17 protein-coding genes, 1 rRNA gene and 1 riboswitch are annotated in these 14,865 nt (G+C 49.7%); of the genes, 2 read left to right on the top strand and 16 right to left on the bottom strand.

Annotation, left to right across the window (positions count from 1 at the left end):
* Nucleotides 1–2: 2 nt before the first annotated feature.
* The 4 genes from rnmV to ACTHPM_RS26970 form a co-directional block, all read right to left on the bottom strand.
* The gene (gene rnmV / locus ACTHPM_RS26955; protein WP_440398369.1) at nucleotides 3–551 is read right to left on the bottom strand and encodes a ribonuclease M5; all 549 of its coding nucleotides are present in this window, start codon (nucleotides 549–551) and stop codon (nucleotides 3–5) included.
* Nucleotides 552–706: 155 nt separating this feature from the next.
* Entirely contained in the window at nucleotides 707–1,870 is a 1,164-nt protein-coding gene (locus ACTHPM_RS26960; RefSeq protein ID WP_440398354.1) for a ubiquitin-like domain-containing protein, read from the bottom strand.
* Between the two features lie 273 nt (nucleotides 1,871–2,143).
* Nucleotides 2,144–2,358, bottom strand: a riboswitch (cyclic di-AMP (ydaO/yuaA leader).
* 205 nt (nucleotides 2,359–2,563) lie between these two features.
* Complete coding sequence (locus tag ACTHPM_RS26965; RefSeq protein ID WP_440398355.1) at nucleotides 2,564–3,334, bottom strand: TatD family hydrolase; 771 nt, start codon at nucleotides 3,332–3,334, stop codon at nucleotides 2,564–2,566.
* 56 nt (nucleotides 3,335–3,390) lie between these two features.
* Nucleotides 3,391–4,671, bottom strand: coding sequence for an HD domain-containing protein (locus tag ACTHPM_RS26970; RefSeq protein WP_440398370.1), 1,281 nt, complete (start codon nucleotides 4,669–4,671; stop codon nucleotides 3,391–3,393).
* Nucleotides 4,672–4,986: 315 nt separating this feature from the next.
* Between ACTHPM_RS26970 and ACTHPM_RS26975 the strand changes: the two genes are divergently transcribed.
* Nucleotides 4,987–5,241, top strand: coding sequence for an AbrB/MazE/SpoVT family DNA-binding domain-containing protein (locus tag ACTHPM_RS26975; protein WP_006207408.1), 255 nt, complete (start codon nucleotides 4,987–4,989; stop codon nucleotides 5,239–5,241).
* Between the two features lie 210 nt (nucleotides 5,242–5,451).
* Here the strand turns inward: ACTHPM_RS26975 and rsmI are convergent, their stop codons facing one another.
* The 10 genes from rsmI to ACTHPM_RS27025 form a co-directional block, all read right to left on the bottom strand.
* Nucleotides 5,452–6,336: a 16S rRNA (cytidine(1402)-2'-O)-methyltransferase gene (rsmI, locus tag ACTHPM_RS26980; protein ID WP_440398356.1), complete on the bottom strand. Its 885-nt coding sequence runs from the start codon at nucleotides 6,334–6,336 to the stop codon at nucleotides 5,452–5,454.
* Nucleotides 6,333–7,094 (bottom strand): tRNA1(Val) (adenine(37)-N6)-methyltransferase, encoded by a 762-nt coding sequence (locus ACTHPM_RS26985; RefSeq protein ID WP_440398357.1) that lies wholly within the window; start codon nucleotides 7,092–7,094, stop codon nucleotides 6,333–6,335. Before ACTHPM_RS26985 ends, rsmI begins: the two co-directional genes overlap by 4 nt.
* 307 nt (nucleotides 7,095–7,401) lie before the next feature.
* Nucleotides 7,402–7,767, bottom strand: a complete 366-nt coding sequence (gene yabA, locus ACTHPM_RS26990; protein ID WP_440398358.1) for a DNA replication initiation control protein YabA — start codon at nucleotides 7,765–7,767, stop codon at nucleotides 7,402–7,404.
* Between the two features lie 28 nt (nucleotides 7,768–7,795).
* On the bottom strand, nucleotides 7,796–8,596 hold the full coding sequence (locus ACTHPM_RS26995; RefSeq protein ID WP_160501163.1) for a PSP1 domain-containing protein: 801 nt from the start codon (nucleotides 8,594–8,596) through the stop codon (nucleotides 7,796–7,798).
* A 45-nt stretch (nucleotides 8,597–8,641) separates the two neighbouring features.
* Nucleotides 8,642–9,616, bottom strand: coding sequence for a DNA polymerase III subunit delta' (gene holB / locus ACTHPM_RS27000; RefSeq protein ID WP_440398359.1), 975 nt, complete (start codon nucleotides 9,614–9,616; stop codon nucleotides 8,642–8,644).
* A gap of 98 nt (nucleotides 9,617–9,714) precedes the next feature.
* On the bottom strand, nucleotides 9,715–10,158 hold the full coding sequence (locus tag ACTHPM_RS27005; RefSeq protein ID WP_440398371.1) for a YaaR family protein: 444 nt from the start codon (nucleotides 10,156–10,158) through the stop codon (nucleotides 9,715–9,717).
* A 124-nt stretch (nucleotides 10,159–10,282) separates the two neighbouring features.
* A complete protein-coding gene (locus ACTHPM_RS27010; protein WP_440398360.1) occupies nucleotides 10,283–10,612 on the bottom strand; it encodes a cyclic-di-AMP receptor in 330 nt (109 codons plus the stop codon).
* A gap of 75 nt (nucleotides 10,613–10,687) precedes the next feature.
* Nucleotides 10,688–11,332 (bottom strand): dTMP kinase, encoded by a 645-nt coding sequence (gene tmk / locus ACTHPM_RS27015; protein ID WP_440398361.1) that lies wholly within the window; start codon nucleotides 11,330–11,332, stop codon nucleotides 10,688–10,690.
* Nucleotides 11,332–12,927 (bottom strand): aminotransferase class I/II-fold pyridoxal phosphate-dependent enzyme, encoded by a 1,596-nt coding sequence (locus ACTHPM_RS27020; RefSeq protein ID WP_440398362.1) that lies wholly within the window; start codon nucleotides 12,925–12,927, stop codon nucleotides 11,332–11,334. Before ACTHPM_RS27020 ends, tmk begins: the two co-directional genes overlap by 1 nt.
* 180 nt (nucleotides 12,928–13,107) lie before the next feature.
* Entirely contained in the window at nucleotides 13,108–13,293 is a 186-nt protein-coding gene (locus ACTHPM_RS27025; protein WP_440398363.1) for a sigma factor G inhibitor Gin, read from the bottom strand.
* Nucleotides 13,294–13,504: 211 nt separating this feature from the next.
* Between ACTHPM_RS27025 and ACTHPM_RS27030 the strand changes: the two genes are divergently transcribed.
* A complete protein-coding gene (locus tag ACTHPM_RS27030; protein ID WP_440398364.1) occupies nucleotides 13,505–14,029 on the top strand; it encodes a hypothetical protein in 525 nt (174 codons plus the stop codon).
* 46 nt (nucleotides 14,030–14,075) lie between these two features.
* Here ACTHPM_RS27030 and ACTHPM_RS27035 read toward each other — a convergent pair whose 3' ends face one another.
* Both ACTHPM_RS27035 and rrf read right to left on the bottom strand, forming a co-directional pair.
* Complete coding sequence (locus tag ACTHPM_RS27035) at nucleotides 14,076–14,495, bottom strand: hypothetical protein (protein ID WP_440398365.1); 420 nt, start codon at nucleotides 14,493–14,495, stop codon at nucleotides 14,076–14,078.
* A 293-nt stretch (nucleotides 14,496–14,788) separates the two neighbouring features.
* Nucleotides 14,789–14,865: ribosomal RNA gene (rrf, locus tag ACTHPM_RS27040) — 5S ribosomal RNA — on the bottom strand; the annotation flags it as partial.

Raw genomic sequence — 14,865 nt, forward strand, 5'->3', positions numbered from 1 at the left:
GTTTATTTGTCCCCTTCCTGTTCCAATCGGGCCAGCGCCTCCGCAAATTCCTCCCGCGTAATCTGAAAAACGGCAAGACGCTTGTAAAACTGCTTGCCGTTGCAGTATCCGATGCCAAGGAGGTTCCCCATCGTCATGCGTCTGTGGGCCGCGTCGGGATGCACCAGCAGACCGGCGGCCATCAGGTCCTCCATATCGATTTGGCTCTCTGCGCCTTCATAAGACGTGTGCACGCGGGACAGCGCCTTTTGGATAGCCTCCGGCGAGGCGTTCTCCACGCCGATATCGCCTTTGCGTGTTGCATCCTCTTCAGGGATGAAGGCATGCTTGCATCCCGGTACCTTGTTCGCTATGATTTTGCGGATCCGCTCGCCCGCATGGTCGGGGTCCGTCAGCACGATGACGCCCCGGCGCTCCTGCGCCAGCGCGATCCGCTGCAGGATCCGGCTGTTGATGGCCGAACCCCCGGTTTCGATCGTATCAGCCTCGACCGCCCGCTTAATGGCCACGGTGTCGTCTCGGCCCTCCACAACGATCACTTCTTTTATCATGACCTGAATCTTCCTTTCCCAAAAGCTCATCCGTCCGTTTGCCAAGCGTTTTTCGGACATCCAAACAACAAAAAGAAGAGGAATGCTCCTCTTCTTTAGCATGACATTTTCATGATCATAATACTATAACATTAGAATGGCAAAGTAAAACCAAATTAATTCAGCTCCGGCTTGACCGGACCGATGACATATACCTTGAGACCGGACTTGCGGCCAAAGGTGTTGGCGCGCTTCACGGAGTCGTAATAGATGTCGATCTTATTGCCCTTGATGGCTCCGCCCGTATCTTCTGCACGGCGGAAGCCTATGCCTTCGATGTACACCCACCAGCCGAGCGGAATCACGCTTGGATCGACGGCAATGGTGCGGCCCTCAGTGACGCGCGTTCCTGTAGCAGTACGGGTGCCGATGCCCGGCTCGCCTGAGGAATAGGCCGTCATGGAGACATGAATCATTTTTTTGTATGAGAAATCAACGCCGGCTTTGCTTACCCGGTTATTGCTGGTGACGGCCTTCTTGGTTTGAACCTTCTTGGCCGATTTCACGGAAGCCGTTTGGACGGCGGCCTTGACTTCGACCGGCTTCTTTTTGGTGCCGACAGCAATGACTTTATCCAGCGTTTTCGCCTGTACTTCTTTGCCTACCATGCGCATCGAAACCATTTTACCATCATGGTACACCTTCTCGATGTGCTGCACCATGACACCCGGCGTGCCCTTCTGAACGATCCTGACCTCGCCTGCGGTCAAGCTGGGATCGGCGGTTTTGATGACGCGGAACGGCAGACTTTCGTGACGGTCCACGACCTGCTTGTTGATGCGCACCACTTTAATATGGGTTTGACCCGATACCGTCTCGGTCAGAGCCGGCGTTACTTTATCGCTTTCTTTCAGCGATACGCCCATTTCCTTCAGGACGTCGCTGACGGTATTCCCCGTTGTATTCCAATGCTTTGTTGCTCCATCAGCTGTCAGTGAAACAGAAACCGCACGATCGATGACCACTTTATCCCCATCCTGAAGCGAACCGCTCAGCGGCATGGAAATCTGATCTTCCGGTCTAAGACTGATAGACTGCTCCTCCAGCATTTCTGTTAACAATGATTTATGGGTCTGTATCGATTTGACCTGACCGTCTACCACCAGATATACCTGCTTGCGCGATTGTGTGTTGACGAGCAGCAGAATCATGATGGTAACCGCGATTGAAACGATAGCTGCAGTAGAGATGTGGCGCAAATTCTCATGCTTCCATCGCAATGCGTAAGACATGCTGGAGATTTTGGAATCATGGGTCTCTTCTGGTTGGAAAAATCCCACTTTCTCGATCCTCCTTCATAGCCTCGCCATTTTAGAGTTATGCATGAATGACTTTGACGCGGGCTATACTCAATTTTTTACAAGAACACACAAGGATCATGCGCTCTTGCACCATGAACCCGTCTTTTTTTCATGATTTTGTCACCTCCTGTTATACAACAGTATGACGACCCCCTTTTCTTTATTCAAAACAAAAAAAGCCTGGTAAAGAGCTGTTGAGGACTCTTTCGTGGCTTCTCAGATGTCGGAACGACCGAAAAGGATATGCACGAATACCTCTCTTATTTGCGCCTACGGGGTTAGCTGTCGGGTTCGGACGAAAGAGAACGCCCTATCTTCACCAGCCCGCTCATGGCGGACGATGCCAGAATTCACCCCAGAGACCCTGAAAAGAAATCAAATACATAACGGCTTGCGAAAACGCCAGACACTCTATGTATCGGTTCCCCCGTTCCTTCGAAGTACGAAAGACTCAGCGAGACTGGTTCACAGAAACTGCCGGAAAGGAAACCTTTAACAGCAGCTCAAGCTTACTGACAAGATAATATCCTGTTTCGATGCATGTTGTAAAGCGGTAATCAACCACGTTTATTTGAATATATGGTTAAAAAAATGTAATATTCTTCGATTTATTGGTTAAAATTCTTTAATCCATCGTTCATGCTCGTTTTTTCAGTTGTTTTTCTCACGTTTTCACACAATACCAAATCGTTCCAGCGCGTTCGCATACGTTATTTTTGCAATTTCTTCCACTTCCAGCCCCTTAATTTGGGCTGCCGCCTCGGCGACCAACCTCACGTTAGCAGACTCATTTCGCTTCCCCCGGAAGGGGTGCGGAGTGAGGTAAGGGGAGTCCGTTTCGATCAATAACCGGTCCATCGGCACCTGTGCGAGCACCTCTTTTGGCTGTCTTGCATTTTTGAACGTAATCGGCCCTCCGAAGGAAAGGTGAAAGCCCATATGGAGGCATAGTTTTGCGGTTTCCCAGCTGCCGGAATAGGAGTGCATGACCCCGCCGACCTCGCTCGCCTTCTCTTCTCGCAAAATTTTGACGATATCCTCATGTGCATCCCGATTATGAATTACGATCGGCATGTTCAGTTCCCGGGCAAGTCCGATTTGCTGACGAAGAACGTGATGCTGGACCTCCTTCGGTGACGTATCCCAGTAATAATCGAGACCGATCTCGCCAATGGCAACGACCTTCTCGTGACTGCATAAGGATGCAATCCACTCCAGATCGCCATCCTGCATCGTAATCGCGTCCTGCGGATGCCACCCGACGGCAGCATAAATAAAATCATACGTCTCGGCAAGCTTCATCGTGGAGGGTATCGTCTCCCGGTTAAAGCCCACGTTAATCATCCGGCTGACGCCGGCATCCAGCGCCCGCTGTATCGTCTCCTCGCGGTCCTCGTCGAACTGCGGCGCGTCGAGATGGGTATGTGTGTCGAATAGATTCATGTGTAAATCTCCCTTCCTGTCGTGAAGCCAATGCTTGGTTTCGCAGTTATTTGTCGTTATCGTTTGAAAATATGGGATATGGAGTCGGGTAGTAAGGAAATAACGCCCCTCACTTTGGAGCCCGGGTAATATAAGTGATATTTGCCGCGGTGGATGCCGCTGATCGAGCGGACAATATCCGACACCTCCGAAATTTCCCGCAGTCGTTCCTCGCGATCGAGGAGCAGGATCTGTTTCTGGCTGGCCTCGTCGCCGGGACGAAATACATCGTACGGAAGATCGGTGGGAAAATCAATCTCCAGGTCATATTCCGGATGGAGTCCTACCCGCTTAAATTCCCTGCGGATCTCATCGATCATTTCTAGGTCTACCGATTCAACCTCTACATATTTATACAACCTCCGATGCATAAATCGGCAGCATAATTCACTTAGCACTTCATCCTTTTCACTGGTCCACTGCAAAAATGCGGTTTGAATCAGCGCCTCATCCAGCTTGAGGTAGTCCTGCACGGAGAGCCTGTCCTCAAAAAGTCCCGGCAGCGGCTCCACCATAAAGCCGAAAGCATATCCTTCCTTGTACAGCTCCTTGGCCCGCCGGAAAATTTGCCGCAATATAATTTCCGAGCTGCGGGTTACGGGATGGAAGTACACCTGCCAGTACATTTGATATCTGGACATCAGGTAGTCTTCCACCGCATGCATCCCCGATTCTTTCACCACAACTCTGCCTTGATAAGGACGGAGCATCCGGAGAATCCGGTCGATGTCGATCGTTCCATAGTTGACGCCCGTGTAATAAGCATCCCGAAGCAAATAGTCCATCCGGTCCGCATCAAGCGGGCTGGATACCAGATTCACGACGATGGGGTTGGCATAGTCCTTGGCAATCACCGATGCGACTTTAGCTGGAAAATCCGCTGCCACCTCGGTCAGAATTGCATTCACTTCGGTATCCCCCAGAATAATCCGGCGGGTCCAATCCTCATGGTCCATATGAAATGCTTCTTCTATAGAATGGGAAAAGGGGCCATGCCCCAAATCATGCAGCAAAGCCGCACATAATGCGAGCAGTCTCTCGCCGTTCGGCCAATCCGTATAGCCGCTCCGTTCGAACTGCGAAATAATGCGGCGGGTAATCTCGTATACGCCAAGGGAATGGGAGAACCGGCTGTGCTCTGCCCCGTGAAAGGTCAAGTAGGAAGTACCCAGCTGCCGGATTCGGCGCAGCCGTTGAAATTCCGTCGTATTGATGAGTCGCCAAATGGTGGAGTGCTGCACATGAATATAATTATGTACCGGATCCTTAAAAACCTTTTCTTCATTCAGGGTATGCATGATTTGCTGCTCCTCTCTACTCATTCTCTAAAAATTAAAATAATTTTGAATTTTTTTCGACAATGTTTGTCGAACAATGTCGATATAGGTAGAAAAAGCGATTTCCAAATCGACATTATCCTACCAACGTTATATAATGGGAAAAGAATCCTGATATGAGTGATTTCCCAGCAACTACGCGATCTGTACTGATTTTGGTGACAAATTTCCAGGTTGACTGTTTTGGGAATCGTTGGTATTATTAATATCATAAAAGAGAGAACGTTGTCGAATTATGACACTTTTAAACTATGGCGAGAGGAGCAATGATCAGTTATGATGAAATCAACTGGTATTGTAAGAAAAGTAGATGAACTGGGCCGGGTCGTTATTCCAATTGAATTGCGCCGCACATTGGGCATCGGGGAAAAAGACGCATTGGAAATTTACGTAGACGGAGAGCGCATCATGCTCAAGAAATACGAGCCAGCCTGCATCTTCTGTGGAAACGCTGAGAACGTGACTTACTTTAAAGGTAAAATTGTTTGCCACGAATGTATCTCAGAAATCCCAACACCTGTGACAAATTAAGTTTTATAGTATATAATAGTATTATTCTATTTGTTAATTCTAACCTTTTTCATATCTCCTTGGTGTCTCCTAGGCTATGAACCCGGCCTTGGGAGACATTTTTTTGCCGTTTTTTCGTCCGCTCACATCAAAGGGGGTGCGTTGATGCGGTAATCCCCCGCGGATGAGCGATATTCTTCCCCTTTTTACTTTCAATGATTAACTTGACCGTCATATCAATGCGTTATAAACGTCCCGCTTCGAAACTCCGCGGTCCCCGGCCGTCTTTTTCATCGCCTCTTTACGTGGATGCCCTTCCGCCTCGTAATGAGCGACATGCTCCTCGAGGGTCATGCTCTGCCACCACGCCGCCAGCTGCTCCTGCTCCTCTTCTACGCTTGTCCCCTGCACGACGATGCAGTATTCGCCAAGTGGCGGATGCTCCTGAAGATACTCTAAGCATTGCTCAATGCTGCCGCGTACAAATTCTTCATAACGCTTCGTCAGTTCCCTGGCCAGTGCCACCTGCCGATTTCCGTACACTTGCAGCAGGACATTCAGGGTTTTGATTACCCGGTGTGGAGATTCATAAAACAACAGCGTTCCCTGGGAAGCGCGACAAGACTGCAGAACGGCTTCAATCTCTTTACGTTCCCGGGGAAGAAAGCCAATAAAGGTGAAACGCTCTGTCGGCAGACCTGATGCGATCAAGGATGATAACGCGGCGTTCGCCCCAGGAATCGGAACCACGCTGATGCCCTGTTCCACCGCCAATTTAACCAGGTCCGCCCCGGGATCGGAAATCGCCGGCAGACCGGCATCGCTGACCAGTGCCAAATTTTTTCCTTCTATTATATACCGTATCAGTTCGGGGCCGCTGGCTGCCTTATTATGTTCGTGGTAACTGAACAGCATCTGCGGACTAATCTCGAAATGCGTCAGCAGCTTCCGGGTCTGACGTGTATCCTCCGCTGCTATAATATCACACTCTTTTAAAGTCCGAATGGCGCGGAACGTCATATCCTCGAGATTTCCGATCGGCGTACCGACAAGATAGAGTGATCCCATGCCGTGGTTTGATGACTCTTGAAAACTGCTTTGACGAGTTAATGTCATACTTCTCCCTCTTTGGAACCGTAGTAAATATCCATGATCTCCGGACAATATTGATTGTGGTCATCATAAACGATCAGCGGGGGAAGCAGGCGCACCTCGGGCTTGCCGTCCCTCATGGCTTCGATGAGCACCATGTTCGCCTCCAAATGCGCACGCGGATGGACAAAACGCACACGCTTGGGCTCCAGCCGATACTGACGCATCAGTGCCATAATGTCGGCCATACGCTGCGGTTTATGTACCATGCTCACCTTACCGCCGGGCTTAACTAATCGAAAACAAGCCTGAATGACCTCTTCCAGCGTACAGCTGACTTCGTGGCGGGCGATCGCCTGATGCGGATTAAGCTTGATATCGCTGCCATTCAGCGGCATGTAGGGCGGGTTCACCGTAATTGCATCATACGTTCCATGTCCCGTTTCTTGATGGAGCTCGCGCAAGTCCCCCTCCCGGATCATAATCCGATCCTCCAGTCCGTTTAGTGCCACACTTCGTCTTGCCATTCCCGCAAGCCTTGGTTGTATTTCAATGGCTTCAATCTGCGCCTTGGTACGGGTCGTCAGCAGTAGCGGAATCACGCCATTGCCTGTGCATAGATCGAGCACCTTTCCTCTCGGTGGCACGCCCGCAAACCGCGCCAACAGAACGGCATCCATTGAGAAGCTGAATACCTCGTCGCTCTGGATAATGCGCAATTGATGAGTCAGCAGATCATCCAGTCGTTCCGAAGGCTCCAAAAGTCCGTTGTCCATGTTCATCGTTTATCTTATCCTTTATCCGTATAATCTAGTTTTCACCAGTAATCAATGTAAAATAACCCCACAAAGTGGAGCATTCGCTGTGACGCTTATCCAAATACGCTTGAGGAAACCCCACAACCCGTATAAAAAGGCCTGCCGCCCATGTCATGCAAACAACAGACCTCGATAAATTCTTCAGAAAACGTTTATCGATATGCTTTAAAGGAGACAGACCGAACTAAGATGTTTTCTTGTTCTCTTACGATATCAGGATGGTCTCACTCTGAATCCTTTAAAAAAAACCGTAGGAGTCGCTCCTACGGCCTCATTTATTCAAAAAAGACAGGCAGAAAAGGCAATCGCCTTCCGTGCGCAAATGTCCATAATAGACGTTGCAAATGTGAAAGCCCTCATGATAGAGTCTTGCCAAGTTGTCATAGCCTTCACCTACCACGTCATTCGGGTGCTCAGGTTTCATCGAAACATGAGGCGGAGTGGGCAAAGGAATCCCTTCTTCCGCTGGCAGAGCTTCCTTCAAGATTTTGCGGAGGTGTTCATTTTCTAATGTCAGACGATGATTCTCCTCCAACAATTCCTTCATGATCAGCTTCATTTCACCCAGATCACTGTGGATCTGTCCCATTTGTGTTTCCATTTCTTGAATGTGTGCAAAAATACTTTTCTTTTCCAAGTTTCCACCTCGAAAGTAACCCTATGGTCTACTTAATGACAACGTCATCCATTTGCAGTTCCTTGACCTTGCCGACTTCAAACAGCTGGACATGGACAGAACGTGTGTCGGCATTAATTCCGACGACTTTGCCTTCGCCCAAGGACGTGATGACGATTTTGCCTACCGATGGCAGTTCTTCCTTCACACTTTCATAATTATCATGCTCAAACTTCAGGCAGCACATGAGTCTTCCGCATAATCCGGATATTTTGGTCGGATTGAGCGACAAGCTTTGATCCTTGGCCATCTTGATCGATACCGGTTCAAAATCGCCGAGCCACGACGAGCAGCAAAGGATGCGACCGCATGGGCCAATTCCGCCCAACATCTTCGCTTCGTCCCGAACCCCGATTTGTCTGAGCTCGATCCGTGTCCGGAAAATACCGGCCAGATCTTTGACAAGCTCCCGGAAATCCACTCTTCCTTCAGCCGTAAAGTAGAAAATGATCTTGTTACGGTCAAACGTAAATTCCACGTCCACGAGCTTCATTTTGAGACCATGGTCACGGATTTTATTTAAACAGGTGGTAAAAGCATCCTTTGCAGCCTGCTTGTTCTCTTCCACAACACGTGCGTCAGAGTCGCCGGCTATGCGGATGACCTTTTTCAAAGGCAGCACCACATCAGCTTCCTGCACCTCTTTTTTTCCAACGACAACTTTACCGTATTCGATACCGCGCGCCGTTTCGACGATAACGCTGTTATCCTTCTCAATCGGGAAATCGAGCGGGTCGAAGTAATAAATTTTGCCCGCCTTTTTAAAACGGACACCCACTACACTGTACAAAAACTAACCCCCTTGTATGCCAGAGAAAAATGGCTGGCCTTGAAGCTATCCTTCCAAACCGATCAAAAATTGTTCAAGACAAAGTTGGCCGTTCACATTGTAGCGCAATTTCTTCCTGCACTCTGCGGCCAAATCCATATAGGAGACCCATTGTGCCGTGCTGCGGGATGAAGCATGTGTGGATAAGAACTCCAACTGATCTATAAAAACGATACTTTCGTGCCTTCCGTATTGGACGTGAAGCATATCTTTGAACCACAAATGAAACAAGCTTAACAGGTAATCCAGATGATCGGAAAGACCGGACTTAAACACCTTCTGCCCTGCGGTCACCAGAGCGGAGCTGCCTCGTCCCAGCGATTCCTTCCCTAATTGTAACATTACGTTTCTAATTTCTGCAAACCAATTCTGCGCAAGTAATTCCCGGCATCCATCCAAACCTGAGGATAGCTGAACCGCACAGCGGGCAAGCACCGGAGGAAAGCCCTCATCGACCAGCTGCTGCAGCATAAGCGCCGGCTTGAGCGGGAAGAAGGGAATCATCTGTGCCCTGGATTGTATGGTCGGCAAAAGGGCCTGTCCATTCTCCGTGAGGAGTATGGCCACCGCTGGAACGGGAGGCTCTTCCAGAAATTTAAGCAGGCTGTTTGCAGCTTGTACGGTCATGGTGTCCGCATGGTCGATGATATATACCTTCGGATTTTTAGACTCCGAACGATAGGAAAAGACCCGCTGCAATTCGCGGATCTGGTCTATTTTAATGGAAGATCCGTCCGGTGCAAGAAGATGAAGATCGGAATGGTTGCCGTGCGCAACCTTACGGCATTCCAGGCATTGTCCACAGGCATCATCCTGGCGCTCCGTACAGAACAACGCCTGCGCAAACGTCATGGCCGTCTTCATCTGCCCGCATCCGGCGGGTCCGCTGAAAATGTAAGCATGGCTGACGGAATCGCTGCGAAGCGCGCTTTGGAGCATCTGCTTTGCCGCATCCTGCCCCATAATATCTTGAAAAGACATAATGCCTCTCTTCCTTTATCTTAAGAAGACTATATTCTTTTGGTTCGTTATATATCCTAGTGTATCATGAGTTGCTATGAATGTTCATTCCTATTTCTTCAAAATGTAAGGTTAATCAGCATTCCGCGAATTTCACCGATTCGCTGCAGCAACTCGATCTTGCCCTGTTCAGTATCAAGCAGTTCATCGGCCATGCCAAGCAGTGCCGAGTCGATTTCATCAAGCAGTTTATAGCGTTTCCCCCGCCCGCGTCGGTCCCATCCACGTGCTTCCTTCATCGTAACGCCGCGTCTTACCGTATCCTCCAAGAAACGCTTCACAAGCATGCGGTATGCTTTTAATTCCCGAATGGTCATCGCTCTGGCCAACCGGTCCCCCTGCATCTGGATTTCCTTGAACCGTCGCCCAAGCTCCTCCTGCGAGGCATTTGCCGTCTGCTGCTGCATCACGTCCATGAACGACTTTTGCTGAACCGGCTTTGCTGAACCGTCCGTTACCGGAAGCTCGCTCTTAATGGGTCTAAACCCCGGGTTGATCTTCACTATAATCTCCTGCCTTTTCACGCTTACCAAACGTATTTTCAATCCAATCCCAAGTAGGTCCCTATCAGCATTCAAAATAGATATATGTTCGTCTTCAAAGATTCGTATATACGATCCTCAAGATTTAGAAATGTTCAAATCGTTCTACCGGAAGCACGAATACCGTTGCTCCGCCCACCTGTACTTCCACGGGAAGAGGCAAATAAGAATCTGTCGTACCGCTCATTGGCGTCACCGGAGTGACAAGCTGCTCTCTGACCTTACAACTGCTGCGGATGACGTTCATCACAGCCTCGACCTGACTATCATCCACCCCGATCATAAATGTGGTGTTGCCCGCCCGAAGAAACCCGCCGGTACTTGCCAGCTTGGTTGCCCGAAAATTCGCCTTTACAAGTCCTCCCGATAAACGGTTGCTGTCTTTATCCTGTACAATCGCAACGATCAGTTTCATCCTGCATTCCCTCCTCTTTGATTTAAAGCCTGCCGCTATTTGGCAAAACCTATATTACTTATTTGACATAGATCATCAAAAATCCTTTAAAATGCGCTCTTCCAAGCTTCGAATGATATCCCGCTCGACATTCTCCACCGTTTGAGAGGCATCAATCACCACGATTCGATCCGCGAAACGCTCGGCAAGCTTGAGATAACCTTCCCTTACTTTGTGATGGAAAGGCAGCCCTTCAAGGTCAAGTCGGTTCACTTCACGCTCATGGCTCGCTGCAATCCGTGCTAATCCCACTTCCGGCTTGATATCCAGATAAAAGGTCAGCTGCGGCATCCTGTCATGAATGGCAAACTCGTTTATGCTCCATACCTCATCCATGCCTATTCCGCGGGCGTAACCCTGGTAGACCAGGCTGCTGTCAACAAAACGGTCGCATAATACCAGCTTGCCTTCCGCCAGCGCCGGCTCTACTTTTTCGGCCAAATGCTGGCTTCTGGAAGCGGCATACAGCAAAGCCTCCGTCCGCGAGTCCATAGCCGTATGGCTAGGATTCAGAATAATTTCGCGAATTTTCTCGGCAATTTCGATGCCACCCGGTTCACGCGTCATGATATGGGGAATCGAGCGGCTCTCCAGATATTCCTTCACTTTGGCGATCACCGTCGTTTTGCCTGAACCATCCCCTCCCTCAAGCGTTACGAATATACCCTGGCCTTTAATCATTATTCATTTCCCTGCTTTCTGCTATTCTTCTTGTATACGAGTATGGTGCCGAGCCTCGGGTCCTGCGCTCCCTGGCACTTTGCGCCTGCGTGAGCGAGCCCCTGCAGCCTGATGGCTGCCGTCTCCGTAATTCCCTCTCCCGGATACAGAAGAGGAATACCTGGCGGATAGGGGATAATCATCTCTGCAGCCGTTCGTCCTGCACTTATAGACAACGGTATGGCCTCGACCTCATCCGAATGGATCGGTCTCAGCGTAAACGGCACCGGCTCTGAAAATGAATTGTTCCACGTGGAAAATTCGACAGAAGCTTCCTTCCCCTTATCGCTGTTCGCGGAGGAAAGACCAGGGGCGGTGAATGCGTCACGGGGCTGAACCGTGAGCTGTTGGGCATCCGCCTTCTCTACAGATATATGCGTAAGGGCATCCAAAAGGTGACGGGTGTCCTCCTCCGTCGACCCCAAGCTGTAGAGCAGGACCACGTACCGGTCATCGCTCATCTCGGGCACGCAGCCGCGCGCTTCCAGCCGGCGCTGCAGCTCGTAGCCGCTCAGGACCCCCGTTCGGTCATATATGACCACCTTGAACGGGTCCTGAGCGGTATAGGCCGCCGCATCATAACCGGCGGCCGCCCCCTGCTGCCGCGCCTGCGGCTGCAGCAGCCCAAAGCGCGGCAGCTCCGCCAAGCCGCGCTTCAGCCCTTCCACGGCGGCAAGCCCCGCCGTGAAGAGATCGGCGCCCTGCACGTGCAGGAGGCGCCGCGCCAGGTCCAGCGAGCCCATCACGGGGTACGATGGGCTCGAGCTCTGCACCATGGCGAGCCGCTGGCGGAGCAGTCCGCGATCTACGCGCGGACCCTGCACATGCAGCATGGCTCCCATGGTGAGGGCGGCCAGCATCTTGTGCGTCGACTGGACGACGACGTCCGCGCCGCTGGCCACTGCACTTCGCGGCAGCTGTGGATGCTGCCCGTAATGGGCGCCGTGCGCCTCGTCGACCATCAGCGGCACATCATGCCGGTGACAAGCCTCCGCGAGCGGCGCCAAATCATTGCCCATGCCATAATAGTTCGGCATGGTGACCAAGACCCCCTTGGCATCCGGATACGCAGCCAGGGCCGCAGCCAACGTCTCTGCCGCGGGCGCCGTCATAAGACCGCTGCCCGCATCCATTTGCGGCTGGAGAAACACAGCACTTGCTCCAGCCAGCATCAGTCCGTTCAGAACGGATTTATGGACATTTCTCTGAACGAGAAGCAAGTCTCCCGGTTGGGCACATACCGTCAGAATCATGGCAAGATTCCCTGATGTACTGCCTCCAACGAGAAAGAAGCTTTCCTCCGCGCCAAAACAATCCGCAGCCAATTGCTGTGCATCGCGAATGACCCCTTCCGGGTGATGAAGGTCATCGGTCCCGGAAATCTCCGTCACATCCGCCCCCATCACCTCATCTAAGAAGCCTGCTCCGCCATAGGCAGCGTAAGCCTTTCCTTTCTTATGACCTGGCACATGGAAGGAGACTTGTCCGCTATTTTTATATTCATAGAGAGCCTCATATAAAGGCGCCTGTTCTTTTCGCAGGTTCACACGCTTCATATACTTTCTGATTCCTTCCGGTTTCAATCTCTACCCTATTTTATCGTATATTGAACCACCAGGCTATGCAGGCGCCTTCCCGCTTCATAAAAAAGGGGCAGCAGCCTGCAAGGCTCTCCCCCTTATCCGCCAATATGCGGAGCATATATCATTATCATCGGTTCTGTTCGGATGTTCCTGCTACACATGCGTCTGCATGCTGATTTGTCTCATTTGATGAATAAAATAATGATATTTCGCGTCATTGGCATCGGTGTGCACCATTTCGCTTTCACAGTCTTCGCAAATAAACTGGGATATAATCGTTATCCCCTCTTCTTTCGCATGCCCGCAAATAATACAGACGTGTTCGGTATGATCTTCCATCAACCATCCCACCTTGTTTCTTTGATTACTATGAAGTATGGCTCATTTTCTATTATTTTAAACCTTTTCATAGTTGTTTCATATCCCCTTTGGCCTACATCATTCATATTCAACTGCGACTTTACGCGTGTTTGTACCGAAAACTTAAATAAATACCGGCCAAAAACCGATATATGAAGTAAAGACGGCAAGGGAGGAAAGCTATTTATCTATGGCTGAGGAGAATAATATTAACGCTACCTTTTATCATTATAAATTAATCAAAAAAATCCCGGTTACGCGCCTTTTGGTCCGCTGCTACCTCTTTCTTCCCTATATCGCAATCATAGCGGAAATGCTTCTCATATCCTGGACCAGCCTGTTCTATTTCGCTTTGGCCTCACCTCTGGTATTGTGGATACATTATGTCATTTCGCGTTCAGTGCTGCTTCTTTCCGGTTCTTCGTACCATAAGCGTTGGAAATTTTCCATGCAGCTCCCCTGGATTGGATACATAACAGATCAGCATATCAGTTTCCGCTTGTTCCGCAAAGTTTATACCTATATTACGGCCATCGGCCTTGCGCTCTTTCTCATCTTTATTTTTATGTCACCGCTTTCCTTCGTGGTGTCTCTGCTCTTCTGGCATCTGTGGCTGCTGCTCCCCCGCTTTTATGCGTACGCACGGCTAACCGGTGTCCGCCAAGACGGCATGATCAAATTCAATAACCAGGATATCAGCTACTACCAGCAATAATTAAAAAAGGAATTAGAAAAAGACCTGCATCCAAAGATGCGGGTCTTTAAGGTTTCGAGGAATCCGTACTTTTAACGGTGGCCTTCCCTTTCGCTAAAACAGTGACCGTAAAATAGTTATCATGAACTGTTAAATGAACGATTCGGTTCTGCTTCTCAAAAACTCTTGAAGCATCCTCCGCCTCATCCGTATTTTCTCGCCATCCCCATTCTTTGATCTTCTGCAGATAGGCATCAGGGATACTTTCCTTTTCTTTAAGGCCATTCATCGAATAACGGACATAATCTATTTTGGTGTTTCCTGCATTACGGTCTGTTCGATTTGCTTCTTTGGGTACCGGAAAAGTTTTCTCATTGGCGGCACCTTCGAAATCGTTCCAAGAAGGTTCAGACTTTCCACAGCCTGATAACAGCATAACAACGATGCCAATCAAAAGAAGAGCATGCAGCCATGATTTTCTGCGCATGTATGTCCTCCTTCTTCTAAGATCATCAAATCCTGAAAGCACCTCCTGACATGTACACTCATATTATACTTACAACTTTTGGTTCGTCGGTAACAAAAATGTTACATTAGTTTATTGATTATATATTCTCTACCTTAAAATATTCTCTCAATCAAATCCCATTCCCCTAAAATTGCATAGCACTACCCCTGCACTAGCCGTGTAATTCCCTTCTTACATATGATAAACAGAGCCCATGTGTCATTCAAAAAACAAAAAAACCACCATCGATTATTCATCAATAGTGGTTCTTCGCTTGGCGGCGTCCTACTCTCCCAGGACCCTTCGGTCCAAGTACCATCGGCGCTGGAGGGCTTAACGGTCGTGTTCG

It is taken from the genome of Paenibacillus sp. SAFN-054 (genome assembly GCF_051966755.1).
Lineage (GTDB): Bacteria > Bacillota > Bacilli > Paenibacillales > Paenibacillaceae > Paenibacillus_AQ.